At 42.3% G+C, this 22280-nt stretch carries 11 protein-coding genes; 3 read left to right on the forward strand and 8 right to left on the reverse strand.

What is annotated here, in order from left to right:
• The first annotated feature begins 8 nt into the window (after window positions 1-8).
• Genes K1X84_04330 through K1X84_04340 form a run of 3 tightly spaced genes read left to right on the forward strand, consistent with a single transcriptional unit; the run spans window position 9 to window position 2929 of the window.
• Entirely contained in the window at window positions 9-1490 is a 1482-nt protein-coding gene (locus tag K1X84_04330) for a CDP-alcohol phosphatidyltransferase family protein (protein MBX7150841.1), read from the forward strand.
• 7 nt (window positions 1491-1497) lie between these two features.
• Entirely contained in the window at window positions 1498-2184 is a 687-nt protein-coding gene (locus K1X84_04335; GenBank protein ID MBX7150842.1) for a CDP-alcohol phosphatidyltransferase family protein, read from the forward strand.
• Between the two features lie 25 nt (window positions 2185-2209).
• Entirely contained in the window at window positions 2210-2929 is a 720-nt protein-coding gene (locus K1X84_04340) for a DUF3047 domain-containing protein (protein MBX7150843.1), read from the forward strand.
• 83 nt (window positions 2930-3012) lie between these two features.
• Here the strand turns inward: K1X84_04340 and K1X84_04345 are convergent, their stop codons facing one another.
• The 8 genes from K1X84_04345 to K1X84_04380 form a co-directional block, all read right to left on the reverse strand.
• Window positions 3013-4038, reverse strand: coding sequence for a PorV/PorQ family protein (locus tag K1X84_04345; protein MBX7150844.1), 1026 nt, complete (start codon window positions 4036-4038; stop codon window positions 3013-3015).
• A 70-nt stretch (window positions 4039-4108) separates the two neighbouring features.
• The gene (locus K1X84_04350) at window positions 4109-7549 is read right to left on the reverse strand and encodes a hypothetical protein (GenBank protein MBX7150845.1); all 3441 of its coding nucleotides are present in this window, start codon (window positions 7547-7549) and stop codon (window positions 4109-4111) included.
• A 73-nt stretch (window positions 7550-7622) separates the two neighbouring features.
• The gene (locus K1X84_04355) at window positions 7623-10592 is read right to left on the reverse strand and encodes a TonB-dependent receptor (protein MBX7150846.1); all 2970 of its coding nucleotides are present in this window, start codon (window positions 10590-10592) and stop codon (window positions 7623-7625) included.
• A gap of 417 nt (window positions 10593-11009) precedes the next feature.
• Window positions 11010-11627 (reverse strand): response regulator transcription factor, encoded by a 618-nt coding sequence (locus K1X84_04360; protein MBX7150847.1) that lies wholly within the window; start codon window positions 11625-11627, stop codon window positions 11010-11012.
• A 25-nt stretch (window positions 11628-11652) separates the two neighbouring features.
• Window positions 11653-14754, reverse strand: a complete 3102-nt coding sequence (locus K1X84_04365; GenBank protein MBX7150848.1) for a histidine kinase — start codon at window positions 14752-14754, stop codon at window positions 11653-11655.
• An 83-nt stretch (window positions 14755-14837) separates the two neighbouring features.
• Window positions 14838-18275, reverse strand: coding sequence for a DNA polymerase III subunit alpha (gene dnaE / locus K1X84_04370; protein MBX7150849.1), 3438 nt, complete (start codon window positions 18273-18275; stop codon window positions 14838-14840).
• 203 nt (window positions 18276-18478) lie between these two features.
• The gene (locus K1X84_04375; GenBank protein MBX7150850.1) at window positions 18479-19084 is read right to left on the reverse strand and encodes a tetratricopeptide repeat protein; all 606 of its coding nucleotides are present in this window, start codon (window positions 19082-19084) and stop codon (window positions 18479-18481) included.
• A gap of 11 nt (window positions 19085-19095) precedes the next feature.
• On the reverse strand, window positions 19096-22170 hold the full coding sequence (locus tag K1X84_04380; GenBank protein ID MBX7150851.1) for a carboxypeptidase regulatory-like domain-containing protein: 3075 nt from the start codon (window positions 22168-22170) through the stop codon (window positions 19096-19098).
• Window positions 22171-22280 lie beyond the last annotated feature (110 nt).

Genomic DNA, 22280 nt, shown 5'->3' on the forward strand with positions numbered 1-22280 from the left:
CCCGCTTTATGTCAGCTGAGCCGATCACTCACGCAATTATATTGGCTTACAATGCAACCTCTGACGGCACGCAATTCGATGCCCGATATGGCGGTGAAACCATTTTGAATCGCGCGCTGGTTGCTATGTCCAAGTCTGGAATTAAAAGCGTGTCAATACTTTGTAATAGCTCTGACAAAAATCGAATCGAAAAACAAATCGGATCGGTTCGTCACCGGTTAACTCTTGACTACTCTATCTTTGAATCCAATAATGGATTATCTCATATCATTGCAGATATTGCAGGAAAGTGGAATCAGCGATTTCTATTGTTTAATGCTGATATTTTAGTGCATCCGACATTTCTCAATCAAACCGTTCACATGCAAAGCGATTGCGGCTTGGTGTGTTACAAAGATGTTCGTATTAACAATCACAAAATCCATTTTACTGAAACATTTACTGAAAAATTCAAAGTCGTTTTTGAGCATCCCGAAAAATTGCGTCGATTCGATTTTACTAAATTAAAGTCGCTTGAATTCACTGAACCGATAATGAGTCATACCGTTACGGATGAACTGAACTTAAACTATGCAAGCGATGGTGTTTTTAGTACTGATGTTCTGATAGTATCGCCTGCTTCGTTAAAATCTGCTGGACAATATTCTGAGTGGGACGAATTGGTAAAGAAGCTGCATTCTATGAAGATACTTCAATTACTATTCGTTAAAGACGCTTGGTGGTTGCGAGTTTATCCTGGTATCAGCGACCATCATATCAAGAATTTTTTCTGGAAGATTGCTTTTAAAGATGTGAGCGGTGAATTTTCAAAAATTGTCAATTCAAAATTTTCTAAGCCGCTTTCATTTTTTTTCGCACGTATGGGCGTTGCTCCCAACACCTTGAGCGCTGCGCAAATGATTTTGTATGTTTTAGCGTCACTGTTGTTGTTTATCAATGCTCACTGGGCAATCATCGCTTTTGCAATTATCTGGCAGTTTTCAGCAGGTGTGTTGGATCGGTGTGACGGTGAAACGGCACGGATCCGGAATTACGAATCAGAAGGCGGCGCTAAATTCGACGTTTTGGTTGATGACTTGCGTTTCGGAATTCCATTCATCGTCCTGACATTCGAATGTTATATTGAATCCGGCTTTAATTTTATTTTTCCAGTAACGGCATTTTTATGTATTGGCGGATTTTTGGCAATCGCTTTTAAAGAGTTAGCCAACATGCGGAAAGCCGGCTATCAAAGTCGTCAATTTCTGGCGGCTGACATTTTCAGGATGATGGGACAGGAAACAGCTTCGACTAAACTTGCTCAAAAAATTCGTCCCTTTTTCAAAGGTGATATCCGGACATTTTACATCTCCATCATTGCGCTTTTCGGTGTTAAAACACTTGTTTTTTGGGTGTTGGGAGGTAATATTATATTTATGGGAGTCATGGGGCTTGCCTCAATAATTCAGATTAAAAAATTAGTTCATTTTAAACTTACGCATAAAGGTTAGCGGCGTCATGGAAAAGACAAAAGACAAAGAACGAGTCAACGATATCCTTCTCGGACCGCTGGAACGTCCGGCATTGTTGTGGCTGTCAGAACGTATGCCGGCATGGGTCACTCCGGATGTATTGACGGTTATCGGCATCATGGCTACATTAATTATTACCGGAAGTTACTATTTGTCCAATTTTGAAAAAAATTTTTTATGGCTGGCTAATTTTGGTTTTATACTCAATTGGTTTGGCGATTCATTAGACGGCAGCGTTGCGCGTTTCCGGCATATTGAACGTCCGAAATACGGCTATTTCGTCGATCACGCGGTAGATGCTTTTAGTTCAACAGCTATTTGCATTGGGTTGGGAATCTCTCCGTATGTGGGTTTTACGTACGGCCTCCTAGCATTGATCGGATATTTGTTGATGTCCATTTACGTTTACTTATCGACCAACGTTACCGGAGTTTTTAAAATTTCTTACGGAAAAATCGGCCCAACAGAAATCAGAGTTCTGTATATGAGCGTGAACGCAGTATTTTATTTTGTCAACAATTTCAGCGTCACCATCGGATCATTTACCATTATGTTTTTTGACCTGATCGCACTGGTTGTTGCCATTGCATTGTTCTTTTATTTTGCCTTTTTCACAATTAAAACCATTTCCGAACTGGCGATAATCGATCCTCCTGGCGTTAAAAAATCGTAGTTATTAATGAAAGGCGTGATGTATTATGTCTATTGTATTTGTCAACATCCTTATGGCAATTATTTTTGCGCTCATCCCGAATTATGAGCCAATACCAGAAAATGATGTTATTTTGATCGAAGACTTTTCAAAAGGAACTACAGGGCAATTTCCACAGGGCTGGGGCTGGGTCGAAGGCCTTAAAGTAAAAAAAATATCCGAAGCGGCAGCGGGTCAAGTACCTTATGTCATCGCAGAGGAAAATGGAAATAAATTTCTGCATGCAGATGATACCGGACAGGCCATCACTATTGTCAGCGAAAAAAAATGGAATGTCAAAAAATATCCCTGTCTTAGTTGGCGGTGGCGTATACGGGAATTTCCAAAGGGCGCTAATGAAAAATTAAAAGGCAAAGGCGACAGCGCAGCGGGCTTATATATTACTTATTATGTTTCTTTTTTCGGAATTCCAAAAAGCATTAAATATATTTGGAGCAATGAAGTGCCATTATGCGATACGTTTCGCCGGGAAGGAACGGGTAAAGCCACTATGACCGTAGTTGAAAGCGGAATGGGAAAAAAAGATGTATGGGTAACCGAGACCATCAATATTTATGAACATTACAAAAAAGTTTTTGGAGAATATCCGCCGGACGAAGTCGTAGGTATTGCTATCCGCACTGACGCCGATGGAACCGGTTCACGCGCTATTGCCGACTATGACGATATTAAAGTCATGAAATCCTGTAATGGACAATGCGAATAAAACTTAGAATTCAATAACACTCTAATAAAAAAACCCGTTTCGAAAAATCGAAACGGGTTTTTTTACCTAACCTAAACCAAGGATCAGAACTTAATACCCACCGAAAAGCGATGAGTTGCATCGAGTTGTCCCACGTCCATGTAACCATAATCGAAAGTGACACCTAAATCATCATTAAATTTATAATCCAACCCACCGCCAAAAGTCAAACCAGCCGTTGCGGCTTTGCTCGTGCGATAATCGCGATTACGTTTTAGGGTTGACGTATAGCCAACACGTGCAAAAAACATGTTTTGAAAACCGTATTCGGCACCGAAATTAGTGCGGTTAGCCTGAAAACTATTTATATTTTGTTCCAAAATACCAGTAATAGAATTTTGTTCGTTACGATATAATTCCATACTAGCGCCAAAATTGACAGCCGCAGGTAACTCAAACGGCTCAGAACCAAACTTTAGAAAGGATTGCTGGCCTGAAATAGGATCCGTTGTATTGCGCACTAATCCATCACCATTATATATTGATTGAGGGCCAATATTGGTTGCAGCAAAGCCTAATTTAAGCCCTCGATAACCAGTATTGTAGGTGAAACCAAAATCAAACGCAAAAGCCGATGCTGAAACTTGGTCAATGGCTGAATTAAGAAACTTCACCGTCAAACCGCCGCTTACACGATCCGTAATTTGCTTTGAATAAGTAAATCCAAGTGCTAAATCATATGGTGTGTAATTTCCCAAACCTCCGTTCGGATTGGTTTCACTTGTTTTTTCAATTGACCCATAGCTTAAATAATTAAAACTCAAACCGAACACACCTGTTTCTCCCATAGGAAAACTGACTGCAGCGTAGTTCGATGTAATACCGGCAAAATGATTCAAATATGAAAAAGTAAAAGTTGCCCGGTCTGCACTCGATACATTAGCCGGATTCCAATAAATAGCGCTTGCACCGCTGCTATTGGTAAGCCCGGTTGTTCCTAGTGCGGTCTCACGAGCACCCAATGGAACGTGAAGAAACATAAAACCTGCTTCACCACGTTTTTCTTCACCAGCAAAAACTGATGCAGTCCACAACAATAAATATGTTATGGCTATAACTCTTTGTTTCATAAAATTCTCCTTAAAATTTTAACAACTTGTTGGGAGCACATTAATGCTCCCAACAATGGACAGCTGTCTTTTATTGAATATCCGGACCGTTAACACGAACTTCTTCTTGAATGACTGCAAATTTAACGGTTGTCTTACCGATTCCCGGAGCTTCAATTAGGGCAATGTACATGCCGCTTGCGACAAATTTGTTACCCGCATTCTGAAGGTTCCATACCTCGACTGAAGTTTCGCCTGCTGTCGGCGTCGAACGACTATCTAACGGATTCGTATTGACTCGATTATTGTTAGAAGTTGCATTATGAACAAGGGTTCTAACTAAATCGCCAGAAACCGTAAAGATTTTGATCGTACATTGTCCGGGCAGATTGATAAATTTTAATCGCTTATCAAAAAGTTGCGGCTGATAAGAGGAACGCGCATAATATGGATTCGGTACGACCCGAACGTCCTTGAGTTCTTTTTTCAAAGATTTCTTGTCGGTCATCGTCGGAGCAGCCACAGTAGTAAATCTAAATACATCGTCAACGGCATTTGGCCGAACGTGGAAGAATCTGAATTGATCACTACCGGTTCCGGATGCCGACCATCCCGTATTATTTCTTCTAGCCCATGTTGCCATATACATAATTGGCATATTAGCTGTGCTTAGAGCATTGACCATCAATTGCGGATCGGACGTAGTTGCATAGGTCTTATCGGAAATGAATAACCATTCCCTTGGACCAGTACCCGCATAGTTATCACCGCTAGAAAAGAATGGCGGCCAGTATTTGCCATTGACCAAACCATTTGTCACATTGTTTTCCAAGAAACCAATGGCCAGACGGCGTGGATTATCAGGATCTTCTACATCCCAGGCTGAAAGCGGCACTGTCTTTACAAAATCTTGATAAGCGTACGTAGCCGTAGTATTTATCATGAACGGAACAAATGCAGGCTGCGCAGGAGCTAATTGAGCATTACGCAGATACCGATGGCCATAAGATAAATTTACATCATTAACATCAAGCGGATCACCATTAGCATCCGTTGAGGCTAATTTAATTAAAATGTTTTTCAGATCTACAGAAGGATAGCGATCGTTTTCATTTCCGAAGAAATGTACAGGACGATCCCAGCCGAGGGCTCCACTAAACGCTTCAAGCCCACCGGCATTGGCGCCACCGGCAAAAGTAAATTGACGCGTACCGGTTGGTATATCCCAGCCGACATGTTCGCCTCCAGGATTTAACCCAGGTGCCGGACCATATACGCCAATGAGCATTCCGTCGGCTATATTAAATTCTTCATCGCTATGATCGTTATCAGGAATTGCAATCCGCGTATCAAAATACCGTTCGTCGGCTGCAGTATTCGGATCATTAGTCCTGGTTTGGAAAGGCACTAACAAGTTGGTAGTAGTATCTCTTAATCTATAAGCCATCGTACCATCCGTGTATCCATCAACGGTGTGTAAGGTGAAGAATTCAACTTTATACACATGGCCAGTAATTTTAGATGGATCGACTACTTCAACTGTGACGTTCCCATCCCCAGTGCCAGCAGAGTGTTCGACTTCGCCAAGTGATGCAGCATAGGTTTTTCCAATTAGCGGTTTCATCGGTACGATTGAAACCACATTGGCTGCAGGCGATGTCTCCAACGATATTGGATATCCGCTCGGTTTGTCAACAGTACCGCCAAACGGCGAAGTAACCTGTTCTTTGGTATCAGCTATATAAGGCTGTGCGTCATATGCCGTGACGCTATAAAAATATACCTGTCCGTTTGTGAGCCCTTCGTCGCGATAAGAATAATGTAATCCTGTATTGTTACCCACAACAAGATTCTCAGTAATGAGCGTGCCACTTGGATCAATTGTAATATTGACCACTGTACCGAACTCGTCTACTTTATCATAATCCGCCAGCATAGCATAAGAGCCAGGAAGACCTGTTAAACTTCTGTAAACACGATAACCTTGAAAGTCATTAGTAATGTAATCAGCCGTAAAGCCACTGTCGATCTTGATACCCAGAATGTCACCGGCTTTATCGACGGAGTATTCTGAATTGTTCAACCAAGTAATGACCGCTTCACCATCCAATCCTACAACATTAATTTTCGGAATATCCGGCGGAGCAGGGGCGACAAGCCCAGCTTTAAAACCTTGCTGAATAGCATCGTCCAAAACAAACAATTGGGCTACAGCTGTTAACCTGTTATTTCCGCCAACGGACTCTTGACTGGTCCCCAGTACAGCTGCCCAAATTTCTTGTGATTCGCCGGCATCCAATTTAAAAGGTCCTACACAGTGTGCCATCCGCTGATCAGCGCCATCGGCCGCTTGCGCAACGTTCGGGTTGCTGCCTGCACCAGCAGCAGTCGGATCTCCGCGATAGGCATAATAATCGGATACCCCAACGCCTGTTTTAACCGAACCATCATTAAATTTTCCTTCTAATTGATTATAGCGCTGTTCGTCATTGGCCGGTTGAGAACCACTCTTATACGTATTAAACGCAGTTGCTCCCAACCATATTTTGCCGGCCGGTAATGGCGTAGGTACATAAATATTTTGAGCGCCATTGTAAACCAAAGTCGATGTGTTGCTTGCAAATTTTGACGCAAGAAGTGGTGACACATCGCTGATATTAACAACTGGACCTTGCAAAAAATCAAAGCCAGTTGCCGCAGGTCTGTCTGCATCAGTACCATTATAGCAGAATCCCAAACCTCTTGATGTATCCACACCAACAATATCATTTGATGCGTTGTCAGAATTTACATCCGGATCCATCCAGAGCCCAATATAGCCACCGGTATAATTTTCGTCTGTTTTATTAGTTAAAGTAAATTTCAAATAAACTGCATCATTCAAAGCACCTGACGCGTACACAAACGATTCCAATGTAATTTGGATTCCTAAACCTGGGTCTTCCGTATCTTCACGTTCTTGAGTTAAATCAAGATCCAAATCATTGAAAACTGCCCACGTCTGAGCGTCGGCAATTAATGCAGGATTTCCATTATTATCACGCGGCGCATCGACCGGCCAATTCGTATAATCCGATCCAGACAAAGAGCGATCGATTTGATACACTTTAAGATCGGCTGAACCTGGATCTTCTGCTACCAATTGTTCAAATGGAAGTCCTGAATTAGTAATTCGGCCCGGTTGAAATTCCGAACGGAACTCTGCTTCGGAAACTGCTCTTATTGTATCTTTTTTCAATGCAGCAAACTGAAAACCACCGGCATAAACAATCGTTCGTCCTGATCCGCGAGGAAATTCTCCTCCTGGAGCTGAATTTGGCGAATCTTGCATATACCGACCGTTGTTTTCCATCACATAAATCCAGTTATTATAGCCTACACGGATAAGATCGGAAATGTCTGGTTTTTTTAAACGAGCTTTTAATTTTTCTGAAGGGCCAAGCTTTGCAACGCCATATGACGACCACAAACTTATCGTCAAAATAACTGTAGCGGCAATAGTCAGCGCCGAAAATAAAACTTTTTTATTCATAAATTGACTCCATGCAATTTTTTTGTATAGGCGCCCGCATTTTAAACTAGAGCGCCTATATCAATTCAACTTCTTAGAAATTAAATAGTATTCCTATACGAGCCTGACGTGGCGTATCGTATACAAGACCATCATGGCTTATAAGATAATATTGCTGTACCTGACGTTCATTCAGCGATCTGCCTGCTGCTGTTCCCAAATATCCATCGTCATCAGCATCGCCGGTAGCAGGCCATACTAGCGCAACATTTTTATGATCTAGTAAGTTTAAAACCTGCAGATAAACATTAACATTCATCGTATTGGAGATGAAAACCGTTTTGTCAGCTTTAAGATCTAACCGTACCGTCCACGGCTGATTCTGTGAATTTCTACGCCCCACTGGTTTACCAGCTGGAACACCATTAATCCCAAACGAATTGATATTCACAGGCGTGTACGGAATACCACTTGCTGCATTGAATTGGAAATTGACACCAGCGTTATCAAGAATATGATTTCCACCAATCATGGGGCCTTCATCTTTTCCATTACGAATATCCAAATTGGCATTGAACGTATGACGTTGATCGAAATTCAAAGGCGCATTTAGCTTAGTGGTTTGAAATCCTAACCAAGCAGCTTGAAAACCGGTAGCTTGTCCTGAACCGCTTCCACGAGCTGATTGTAACGTATAGGCCAAACGTCCTTGAATTTTAGAAGTCCGGCGCATTTCAAAGGCAATGTTAACACCTTGAACAACACCTTCATCATAATTATTATACAGCACAAGTCCGTTAGGTTGAGATTGAGTGATTCGTACGTTGACAAGGTTTTTAATGTCTTTATAGTAAGCATTCACGTCAATTGAGATTCGATCCGTTAACAATCTTCTGATTCCAACTTCATATTGAGTGCTTTCTTCAGCATGCAAATTCGGGTTACCCACGCTTGCCGAAAAAGGCGGTGAAATTGATTGGCGTTCAAGAAAATCAGGGCTCACATACAAGGCATTAAGATTGGGTTGCTGGAAGAACTTTCCATAACTCATACGGAATTGCGTTTTTTCAGACACAGGGAAACTAACGCTCAAACGCGGACTAATCTTATTATCGCTCTTCGAATTAGTATAGTCTTCCGGACCAATTGTTCCGGCCCATAAACGATCAACGCCTACATCAAACGTATTATTACCATTGAGATCAGTATACTTACCTACATGATCAGGATTGGCCTGTCCTGTAGGATCGCTGAGATCTTTGACACGTTTCACACCGGCGTTGAATAAGTCATAACGTAAACCGGCACGAAGTACTAATCCTTCAACTTCCATTTTATTTTGTAAGTAACCTGAGAAGGAGATCGGATGAGTAGCACCGAGAATTTTGTTCTCAAGGTCATCGCTGTTGACTTTTTTCAATTTCTTGTCAGCTGTCACAGTATACCCAATATTATCATTCGCGCCATGTACTGGATCGGCTGAAAGTTCGCGAAGATTCAATAAGCGAACCGTATGACGGAAAAAGTCAGCTCCAAACTTTAATTGATTTTGTTTGTTGATCTGATTGACATAATTGGCTTTCACAGCAATGTATGCGTCTTCGCTACGAGTATAGGTTTGGTTCGGACGATCAGGAAAACGCATAAAGTTATCATTGTAATAAGTCGAGAAGCCAGTATTATCAGTCGTTGAGTGATCATAATTGGTAATATTCTTGCCGTAATTATCATCATATACATGGAGCTTATTCGAAAAATAGTTAACGCCTAAATCGGCAAAACTATTAGCATTCAGTGTATAGGTTGCCACCGAGCCTATATTAATATTACTCAAGTCACGGTGCTGTGTATGATCAGGATTGACCGTATAGGTAAGAAGAAATGCACGACGGTAATTTCTGGTAAGATTACCATTTAGGTCTAAACGGAGTGAGTTTGGAATAACATCGAAAGATAATTTCGATTGAAAGTTAATTCCTCGATCACTGTTTACGCCATATCCGCTAGAAGTTTTTGGGCGTGCGCCTTTTTTATACTTAATGTTACCATTAGCATCGGTATCAAAAATGACGGTGTCAATATCAGCTTCATTTTCACCGCGTATCCCTTCATTTGAAAAACTATATTTCGGATATCCATACACACTGGGCTCAGCATCCGTTATATCTTTTCCTTCAGCTGAAACATAAAATTTGATCCTGTTGTTTCCAGGAATTAACTGCCCACCGAATCCACCGCTGTATACATCATATCCGTAATACTCATTTTTGTTGAGGGCAAACATGGCACGGTCATTGACATATTCAAGACTTCCAGAATAGCGTTGACCGCCAGCTTTAGTCGTCACTTGAATAATACCCGATTGATTACGTCCGTATTCGGCATCGAATCCACCTGTGATAACTTGTACTTCTTCAACAGAACCGTTTGGAATTGAAGCATTAGAAACCCCAGTTAACAAATTGTTTTGTTGAAAACCATCAATATATACACCTGTTTCACTGGGACGACCACCACGTACAAATACTCCGCCCGTTCCACCGTCAACATTACGGCCGCCATTAGTATAAGTATTTGTAACAATACCCACACCTAAATTTGCTGCCGATTGAAAGCCACGAATCGGTAGATTCTTGATTTCTTCAGACGAAGTTACCGTCATGGTCATCGTCTGATCTTTTTGGATCAAAGGACGCTCAGCAACAATGATAACTTCTTCGCCACCAAGCGATTCAGGCGATAATTCAAAATCCAAACGTGTCGTAAAATCGGGAAGTACACGAACGTTTTGTTTGGTTACTTTGGTATAACCAATCATGCTCGTACTGATAGAATAAACACCAGCGGGAACGTTAATGATACTAAATTCACCGCTTGCATTCGTTGCAGCACCCATCGTCGTGCCGTCAAGAATGATATTCACACCCGGGAGAGCATCGCCGGTTTCTTTGTCTTTCACGATACCGGTTATCTTACCGGTCGTTCCTGAAAACAAATTAGCCGGAAGAGACAGCAGTCCCAAAGCTACCAATAAGGTCAGCTTTTTAATAGTACTTCTGAACATAATGTTCCTCCTTCTGTTAAGAAAAGAAGCGTTAATTAGGTACGAAAACAAAATCGTAACAATTCTAACCATACACCTCCTTGGTAAGTTGAACGTTTTGATGTTTTAAGGGAGCAATAAACTTTCGTCGAAATACAGAACTTTAAAAAGATAAGATCGGAAAACAGATGTGTTATAAATTAGATGCACTAAGCACGTAGCAAGCTAACTAATTGAAATTCTTCTTACTATTACCTAAAAGGGTAAATATTTTCATAATTACCCATTGGGGTTATACTAAGATTTTTTGGTTAGTAAAAATTAAGGCTAGCTGTAAAGGCTTGTTGGATAAGGATTGACGAGGAGTTTAAATAAAAATAAAAAACTCCCGATGTTTTGCATCGGGAGTTAATAACCTAAACGGGTTATATGCTTGGTTTAAACTAATTTTTCCTTCAAAGCTTTTGCAACGGCTTCGGATTTTGAATGAACTTCAAGCTTTTTGTAAATACTCTTTAGATGTCTTCTGACAGTTTCTTCACTAATAAATAGAATATCTGCAATCATTTTGTAGCTTTTGCCAGTACACAATTGTTGTAAAACTTCAGTCTCACGCTGCGTCAGTAACGTATGTGTTTTTTTCTGAAAAGAGTGAACTACCATGCGTGCAATTTGTGTACTCATGGGTGCGCCGCCGTCTGCAACATCTTTGATCGCATCCAAAATTCGTGCGGTGGGAGTGTCTTTAACCAAATACCCGCAAGCACCTGCGCAGAGCGCATCGAAAACGTATTCATCATTTTCATGGACCGTTAATACAATAACATCCATGTCGGGAAGTTTTTCTTTAATTTTCTTAATACCTTCAATGCCCGACATATCCGGAAGCCCAATGTCCATTAACACAACATTCGGCGGATCTTTTATGACGCCGGCGATCCCTGTAGCGCAATCATTGTACGTATGCGTGCACTTGAACTGCAGTGTACTGTTAATCAACATAGCCAAGCTTTGGCATATGTCTTTGTCGTCTTCGACAATGGATACAGTTATCATATTTTTTTCCTGCTTGGTTTAGAAATCAATTGAACTCGGTGGGCAATGATCCGGAAAAAGTAACGATGGTGCCGTGTTCTCCGGATTGTATATCTAAAAAACCATTGATCTTTTGTGCACGATTGTGCATGCTCATCAACCCCTGACCAGCCGAACCATTGTGAGCATTAAAACCCGTACCGTCGTCTTTTAAAGATACAATAATCCCTGAATAATTCAACTTAAATTCCAATTGGACGTTGTGACACTGAGCATGCTTCAGAATGTTGGTCATGGCCTCCTTAAAGATCAGGGTCAAATGTCTCCGCCAGTCCATGGATAAACGCAAATGAGCCATATCCTGATTCAAGCCGTTCACGCGGAAAGCAACTCCCGTACGCTCAAACAGTTCGTCGCCAAAATCCTTGATTCGGACGGCAACATCGTACAAAGAATCTCTTTCCGGATTCAGCGTCCACAGAAAATCACGCATCCCGATCGACAACGTTTTGGACGTGTCTATGATCTTGTTCATCGATTCCACGCTCTCAGCCGTTGCTTCCTTCAATTCTTTTTTCATAACTTCCGTAAGCAGCGCGATTTTGGTTAATTTGTGCCCGAATTCATCGTGAAAATCATCGGCAGCTTTTTTCCGAATACGTTCGCTTTCCAGTACCCGTACGCGCTCCAATTCCAACATGTGCGCAATACGCTGGCGAACCCTGTATTCGTGAGAAACCACCAATAACAATACGATCAGACCAACGGCCAAGCCGTAAAACCACCACGTTCGCCAGAATGGCGGCGTAATCGTAATCGCGATCGAAGCTCCAACCTCATTCCATACTTGATCGTTATTAGAGCCTCGTACTCTGAATACATAATCGCCAGGACTTAAATTGGTATAACTCGCATAACGCCGTAAACCGCTATGGACCCAATCCTCATCGAATCCTTCTAATTTATAGACATATTGATTTTTAGCCGGTAAAGTATAATCCAAAGCCACGAATTCAAACGAAAAGAAATTGTCCTGATACGATAATTCGATCACATCCATATCTGAAACGGGTTTATTAAATTTAACACGTTTGTCAAATTTATTGAATGCCGTAATTACAATAGGCGGTACGTAAGGATTGTCTTTCATTTCATCGGGATAAAAACTGTTAAATCCATTAATGCCCCCAAAAAACATCTCGCTGGCTCGCGTTTTATACACTGCTCCCTGATTGAATTCATTACTCTGTAAACCGTCGGCAATATCGTAATTTTTGTGACTTTTGGTAATTGGATTAAATTTCGATAAGCCGTTATTAGTACTCAACCACAAATTGCCGTCGTTATCATCCAGAATCCCGTAAATGACATTATTAGGAATACCGTCCTCTTCCGTAAAGCGCACAAACGTCTCCGTTTCCCGATTAAAACGGTTGAGTCCTCCTCCATACGTTCCGATCCAAATTTGCTTATTCAAATCTTCGTATATATTCATCACAGCATTGTGGCTCAAACTAGTAGGATCATGAAGGATCCGCTTGAACTGCTTGAAATCATCTTGCGAGCGATTAAATCGATTCAATCCGTTGCGCGTGCCGATCCACAAAGTTCCGGCGTGATCTTCAAAAATCGTTGTCACCGATGCGCCGCTCAATGATGTGCTATCTTTCGGATCGAATAGATAACGTTTAAATGTATTGGTAGAACGATCAAATCGATTTAAACCTAAGGATGTACCAACCCAAATAACATGTTGGTGATCTTGATATACGCTGGTTACATAATCCGAAGAAAGCGACTGAGGATCATTAGAATTATACCGGTAAGATATCACGCGTTTGGATTTCGGATCGATTTTGTCTAAACTGCGCGGCCTTGCGGCCCACAAAAAACCTTCATTATCTTCGATGATCCTCAAATAAAGTCCTCCCGAATCGTCTTTCATTAAGGGCTTGAACGATTCATCCGAACGATCAAATTGACATAAACCTTCGTCCGTTCCAACCCATAATGTACCTTCACGATCTTCACAAAATGACCACACAGTATTACCTGTCAAGCTTTTCGGATCGGTTGGATCGTGCTTGTAATGTTTAAACCTGTCTCGAAAACGATTGAGATTGCTCAACCCACCCAACTCCGTTCCAATCCATAGAGTACCCGTACGATCTTCATAAATGGATAAAACCGTATTATGACTAAGACTGCGGACGTCGGCCTGACTATATAAATAATGTTTGAACGACTGCCGTTTCGCATCCAAGCGGTTAAGTCCGTTATTAGTACCAATCCACAAAATACCGAAATTATCTTCGATGATGCTGTTAATATTATTGGAACTTAAACTGGCATAATTTTTAAGATCATGAAAATACCGCGTAAATTGACCTGTGTCTTTGTCAAAACGGTTAAGTCCAGCATTCTCGGTTCCAATCCAAATAGTACCGGTATTATCTTCACACAATGCCGTAATGGAATTACCGCTGATCCCTCGCAGATTTCCAGAATTGTATTCATAGCGTGCCATCTGTTGTTTGTCCCGATCAAGACAAATCAAACCGTTGCCCGTAGCAATCCACGTATATCCGCTTTTATCCAATAACAACGCCCTGATAGGTCCGAGATGGCGTGCTTTATCCGTATCACAAAAATAACGTTTGAATGCCCCCGTTTTCGGATCAAAACTGTGTAACCCAATATTTGTACCAATCCATAAAATACCATATTGATCCTGAGCGATCGACGATACAAAGTTGCCGTTAATCGAAGTGGAATCCGACGGATCGTGGCGATAGTGGGTAAAATTATCATGATTGACATCGAATCGGTTAAGACCTTCATTCGTGCCAACCCAAAGTACTCCGTCATTGTCCTCATAAAGCGCACTGATTAAATCATTAGAAAGTGAGGTGGAATCCATCGGATTGTGCTTGTATATCGTCAGGGAATATCCATCATACCGGTTCAAACCATTGGCTGTACCAAACCACATAAATCCTTTGCGATCCTGCAAAATACAACGCACCGTGCTTTGCGATAAACCGTCATCAATTCCAAGCCTTTGAAAATGAAAATTATGACGCTGAGCAATGACTGCTGAATTCAGAACGAATAAAAGACAAAACGATGTGAATCGTAAATACGACATAAAATTAGGAAAGGAATAATGTTTATCGAAAGGTTCGAGTCGTTGAAGTCTAATCTAATATAATTCTGAGCGGTTCGCAAATTTTATCGGGCAGCGATTTTCAGATGGCCACGCCCGAGCAACTTGTGTAATTGATAAATCAGGTCATGATTGGGAACGATGCGGAACTTTTTGATTTTGTAGTTGGCAACGGCATTTTTTTCAGGCAAATCGACACACAGTTGAATATCGCATGGATTTGTACCCGGATTATTTACTTGTTGGCTTTTTTGAAGTGTTTGAATAATTGAATCCATCAGACCGTTGCCAAGCTGATGGAGTTGCACGTGAATGTAAATCTTACCGGTAAATCGTTCGAAAGCATCTTCAATTGGAAAAAGTTGATCGCATAAAATTCCTGGCACGTCGTTGCGGATAGAGATTTTACCGGTTACCATGACGACATTTTCTTTTTTAAGTAACGGCGCTATGTCTTTCATGACGCTTGCAAATACGACCACTTCGATCGTTCCGCCAAATCCTTCCAGTTTAACAAAGGCCATCGGATTGCCTTTTTTGTCGAAAATCTGACGGAGATCGGCGATCATACCGCCGACACGAATTTCTGAACCTTCACGTAAATCAATTTCTTCGCCGATCCTGATCATCGAGAATGTATCAATTTCCGCGCGGTATTTATCCAACGGATGTCCCGACGCATAAAAACCTAATAATTCTTTTTCTTTGGCAAGCGCTTCCCCATGCGACCAGCGTGGAATTTCCGGCAACGGTATTGAAGTAAGTTGCTTTTTCTGCTCACCACTCACCGATCCGAAAATATCAACCTGATCGCTGTTGGCCGATTCTTGAGCATTTGAACCAAACGATAAAGCTTTTTCGATAACATCGAAAAGCTGTGCCCGATGCCCCTGCAATGAATCGCATGCTCCGGACATTACAAGACTTTCCAGAACTTTTTTGTTGACCAATCGCAGATCGGCATGTTCGCATAAATCAAAAATTGTTTTGAATTTCCCAAATTTTTCACGGGCAGATATGATCGATTCAATAGCCCCTAGCCCGACATTCTTGACGGCACCTAAACCGAATCGGATTGAATTATCTTTGACGTCGAATTCCGCTAAGCTTTCATTGACGTCGGGAGGTAAGACGTCGATGCCGATGTCACCGCAGGCATTGATCAAAACGGAAATACGGTCGGTATTCGCCATTTCGCTGGATAACACCGCCGCCATAAATTCCGCCGGATAATGCGATTTCAGATAGGCCGTTTGATACGCCAACACCGAATACGCGGCCGAATGCGACTTATTAAACGCATAATTCGAAAAGGGAACCAAAATATCGAAAATTTTCTCGGCCAATTCCTTTGTGTAGCTGTTGGCAACAGCGCCGTTGATCCAGTCGGGACGAACTTTATCCAATTCTTCGGGCTTCTTTTTCGCCATGATGCGCCGTACTACGTCGGCTTTGCCAAGAGAAAAACCGGCCAAAACTTGAGCCACTTGCATCACTTGCTCCTGGTACACGATGACGCCGTAAGTGTTTTTCAAGATCGGCTCAAGATTGACGTGAAAACAGTCGATCGGCTCTCGTCCATGTTTACGATTGATAAACGTTTTGATAAAATCCATCGGGCCAGGACGATATAGCGCATTCATCGCGATCAGATCTTCGATACTCGTAGGCTTGAGTTGTTTCATATATTCCGTCATGCCCTGCGATTCAAACTGGAATATGCCGACAGTTTCACCGTTCCAGAAAAGATCGAATACTTTTTTGTCATCGAGCGGAATCGCATCCATATCAAGATTGATTCCGTAATTTTTCTGGATATGCCGCAACGTATCATCAATAATAGTAAGTGTCGTTAACCCGAGAAAATCCATTTTCAACAGGCCGATTTTCTCGACCCAATCTTTATCAAATTGTGTTGCAATTTCGTCTTTGGCGGATTTATAGACCGGTACAAATTTTTTGATCGCATCGGGCGTAATGACGACTCCGGCGGCGTGAATACCGGGTTGTCTGACCAAACCTTCAAGCCGAAGGGCATTGCGGATAAGCTGGCTCATCTTTTCGTCATTACTCTTTTCCAGCGCTTTCATTTCGGGAACTTCATCCAGCGCTTGTTTGAGCGTGATCCCGAGTTTTCTGGGCACCATTTTGGCGATCCGATCGGCGTCGGACAATGCAATGTTCAGCGCTCGCGCCACGTCGCGTAATACACCGCGAGCGGCCATCGTGCCGAACGTTATAATTTGTGCAACGTTGTCTTTACCGTATTTGTTAATGACGTATTCTATGACGCGCCCGCGATTGCGATCGTCAAAATCAATATCAATATCGGGCATTGAAATACGTTCGGGATTCAAAAAACGCTCGAAAAGCAACTGATATTTGATCGGATCAACATTAGTAATGCCGATGGCATACGATACGAGGCTTCCTGCAGCAGAACCGCGGCCCGGGCCAACCGATACACCGATCTCTTTGGCCGAATTAATAAAATCCTGAACAATCAGAAAATATCCCGGAAAATCCATTTTAGTAATCATGTCCAATTCATATTGCAAACGCTTTCCGATATCCATCGAATAGTCCGGCATTTTCTTTTTCAAACCTTCGTATGCAAGATGGCGTAAATAGTCATCCTGCGAAGCAAAACCTTCCGGTAATGTATACCGCGGTAATTGGGACTGACCGAACTCCATTTTAAATGAAATTTTTTCAGTCAAAGCGAGAGTATTGTCGATAGCGGAAGGAATATCTTTAAAAAGATTTTTCATCTCATCGGAAGTTCGGAAATAAAACGTATCGCCGGGATACTTAGGCCGCGTAACGTCATTAATCGTTTTACCGGATTGAATGCACAACAAAACTTCATGCGCCGAAGCATCAGCGGCTTCCATGTAATGAATGTCGTTGGTCGCAATTAAAGGAATTCCCAATTCTTCCGAAAGCCGGATCATCCCTTCATTCACTATTTGATCGGCTTTCAAACCGTGTCTCTGAATTTCCAGGTAAAAATCACCGCTGAAAATTTCGATATATTCTTTGGCAATCTTTTTTGCCTCATCGTAACGGCCATGCAGCAGCGCTTGCGGAATTTCGCCTTTCAAACACGCTGACGTTCCAATTAATCCTTTTGCATATTGGCGAATACAATTTTTATCAATGCGCGGTTTGTAATAAAAGCCGTCCAGGTATCCCTGAGAAGCCAATACCATCAGATTGGAATATCCATTCTGATCTTTAGCCAGCAATACGAGGTGATAAATCAGTTTACTTTTTTCAAGCCGGTTGGGTGCAAGATAAGCTTCCATGCCGATGATCGGCTTAATTTTGGCGCTCTTCGCTGCATTGAAAAACTCAGCCGCGCCGAATAGATTACCATAATCCGTCAAAGCCAGCGCCGGCATTTGATCTTTCGCGGCCGCTTCAATCAAATCATCAATACGGCAGCAACTGTCCAGTAAGCTATAATGAGAATGATTATGGAGATGAACAAAATCAGGCATGGATTTTCGTAAATTTAAATGAAAAGGTTTTGCATAATATAAAAACTATGTTAAAAAAGCAATTGTAGCGCGTAATTACAATAAAGATTCTAAGTTCGTAATATCCGGTTTGCATATCACCTTCCGTTAACAAATAAGAAAACAAAAAAAGCCGTTTACGGGAATGTCCGTAAACGGCTTTGATAAATTAAAAATCGTTAAAATCAGGATCGCCTCTTCCCAAATTGTGTTTTCAGACTCTCGATCTTCTGGGACAACGATGCCAACCCGGCCGGTGTCGCCACATTCGCATTAAATCCTGAATCCAGAATCTTTACTTCCGCCAAACTCTGTGTAAACTCTCCCAGCACAAAATGATTCGACGCTTTCAAAACCCGTAAGTCAGAAACATCCAATCCAAGACCATACGTAAACTCCCAATCCGAATCCAACGCCAAAGCCACGCCGATCTCCGTGTTCGCCGCCGCATAACTCTTCCCCGCACTCAGCACAAACGCCCATCCGGCAAACAAATCAGCCGGTGCATTCGTTTTATCCGCCCCGTCACTGAACGCATTCGACGCGGCCGTGATATTGCTCAACTGAATGTAGCACCACCCTATTGCACTGTAGATTTCAGCCTTGTCAGGATCCGCATCCCGAGCGTCTTCAAACGCTGCCAAGGCTTCCGTGTAATCTCCCGACGCGAACAACGTCTCGCCCTCGGTTATCAGTTTATCGTAATCCCCTTTACCGGAACCGCCACCACACGAAAGCATTCCCAATGCTACCGTCATAGCCATTAATGTAAATATCTTCCTCGATCTCATAATTCTACTCCTTATTTGATCAACATCATTTTTTTCGTTTTGACAAACGCGCCGGCTTCGACGCGGTATAAATACACCCCGCTCGCCACCTGCTGGCCCAGTTCATTCTTCCCATCCCAGCTGATGCGGTAACTGCCGGCCAATTGAAATCCGCTATACAGCGTCTTCACGCGCTGACCCAATAAATTATATACCACTAACTTCAGAGTACCGTCCTGTGGAAGATCAAACGCGATCGTTGTGCTCGGGTTAAATGGATTCGGATAGTTTTGTTTCAATGTAAATTCTTTCGGCACAACATTATTACCGGTAAATGTAGCATCGAGCCCGACCTTAAACTCTCCCAAAGTTTTGACTAAGGCCCGCACTTGATGCTTCTCCGCATACACTTGTGTACGCAAAGGCGTCCACGTATCACCGGTCTTCTGATAAATAAACACCTTCCCTTCATCTGCGAAATTACCTTGGGCATAGGTCATCGTGAGCACCAGTTCCTCGGCGTAGTCGCTCTCCGGACCGAATTTCACAACCGTTTCACTTTCATCCGAGGCTGTCATATAGGTCTCGGTTTTAACCGAATGTTTGCTCATCTGCAAGGTCCCTTGACCGTTGGGGGTGGTGACCGAGGCGATCTGTCCCGGCTTGGCCAGCGTGACGCCATAGGTTCTTGTCTGGATCGAATCTCTTCCACCGCTCGTAGTTGCCTTGATCCGGAAATTATAAGTTCCGCTGACTGAGAACACCGACGCACCACGGTATACTTTATTGGTACCGTTCACCTGAGCCATCGCGATCGATGTAGTATCGGTTAAACCGGTCACCCACATCTTGACCGTCGGCACGCCGCTGAACGCTGTGTCGGTCACGACCACCATGTCAAAATATTTCGACAACGCCGGATTCTGTAAAATCGACGTACCCAACGGTGCGGGCGATGAATTTCCGAAATACTTCAACGACCTAGCTAATATTTTACCCATATTCGAATTTTCGAATAAGCGATAAATCTGAGCGCTTATAAATACTCCTCGCGCGCCATGCCCTGTGTTATCAACATTTACTCCTCCGACATTAACGCTATCGGGATCATAATTAGGTCCGTAATAAAATGCTTTGTGTACGTTGCTGTTCAACAAGGTCAACTTATCACGTGTTGAGCCTCCTAACGCAATTGATGTCGTAATTCCATCACCTATTTTATTGGCGGTAAATCCTTTGAAACTACTCGACGATGTATAGTTCCCGTTAAATCCGACTCCAAGTTTGTTTTGAAAAAGCGGATGCGATGAATGCAATTCTACTAAATCCGGTCCTGCAGCAAATAAATGAACTCCACGGTCACATAGTAAGCTTAATGTATCGAGGAACGCCGTTGTTGTTGTTATTGCTGATGATGCAGACCATATAATAACTCGTCTTTTTGTTTTTTCAATGGCCTCGACAGGCAAACTTCGTCCCATAGTCACTAAATCCCAAAGATATGTGGTATAACCAGAATCTAATAAATGGCTTTGCATAAAAGTACCATAGAAAGCGATATCAACCATTACAAAAACGTCCGCCCGATCAATATTAAATTCATAATTAGAATTCAAAGATGGTTGTGCAATGGACTGCCTTACATAAGGCGCTTCGGAAATCACTACAATTGAATCATAAAAATTGAGTGATGAAAGATTTGTAAAAGTATTCCCGGATAGCGTATCCGCTGGAAATAGAGTACCATTGCCATATCGACCGTACAATAAAACTGTAGAATTGACGTCATCCTGATAGACGTTGACCACGCTTACGCCAATGGAACCCATCGTTCCATTTAGTGATAATTGGAAATTAACGTCAGTTGTACCACCTGCATTGACGTTGACATTTCCGATAACCTGATTAACACCAGCAGATTGAGCTTTAAGAGAATAAGTGCCGGGTGATAAATACATGGTGTACTTTCCGTCAGTATTATTGACGATACAACTGTCCGAACCTCCGACGACTACTACCGACGCATGCCCAACCGGCAAACCTCCGGAAGTCGTTGTAATCGTACCGGATATTTTGCCATAGCCGGAAGGATTGGTATTGAGTTTATATAAATTGGTGCCAAGCGCATCCTGATTGAGTGCATAGACATCATGACTCGTAGCTGCTTTAATCATCCAGATGGCAGGATACGTAAATAGGTTTCCAAGTTGCTGCCAACTCTTTCCTTTATCAGCGCTTCTGTAAATACCTACTTCGAGGGACGTTCGGGAACCAAATACACCGATAAATAAATCCCCATTGACCGGATCCTGATCCAAACCCCACATGAAAATTCCATACAATCCCATATCATTCCATGTCACGCCGCCGTCAGTACTTCGAAAGAATGAATAAGCAGCATCCAGTTGAATAGCCGCGTACACCATATTTGGCGTCGACTTATCCCAAACGATTTTCGGGCATTCAGAGAAATAAGGATTCCCTCCTTTGACCAATGTCCAAGTCAAACCGTAATCTGTCGACCTGGCAATCTTAGTATCACCGGCACCTATGACGATTACGTTGGGATGAAAAGGATCAGCTGCAATGGTACAAACGTTACCATAAGGAACAACCGAACGCACGTGCCACGTACGGCCCGTATCCGCGCTCAGCCAAAATTCACTCGTGTAAAAATCGACAAAATACATCGTGTCGGGATGAACAATATTATAGTCAAATGATTCACCGTCAGTCGAGCCTTCTTCTTTAACTTGTTCCCAATCAAATCCTCCATTTGTACTACGAAGAATACCATTATTTCCTACCATAACGATAATGGAAGTATCCAACGGACTCACGCGAATAGTACGAATGCCCGGACCTTGCGAAATGGATCCCCGTGTACTCCAGGTCGAACCCGCATCATAACTCACTTTGAATATTTTCTCCACGTTGTCGTGAATGTACACGACATTATTATTAAGTGGACTCAACACAAATGCATAACCGTCGTGAACAGTCGGATACGTTTTCGTCCACGTCAGGTTTGTCTGTGAGTGTGCTGAAGTAGCAATGACTAGCATTTCTACAAAAAAAGTCCAAAACACCGTACGTAAAAAATTCATAACGTCCTCTTTTTATTTAATACTTTCCACTTTTTCCGGTCGTAACAGACATCAAATATTTCGCATTTACAACATTTTTAAAAACCTGACTGAATATATGTTCTATATAA

The sequence above is a fragment of the bacterium genome, assembly GCA_019695335.1.
Taxonomy (GTDB): domain Bacteria; phylum CLD3; class CLD3; order SB21; family SB21; genus JABWBZ01.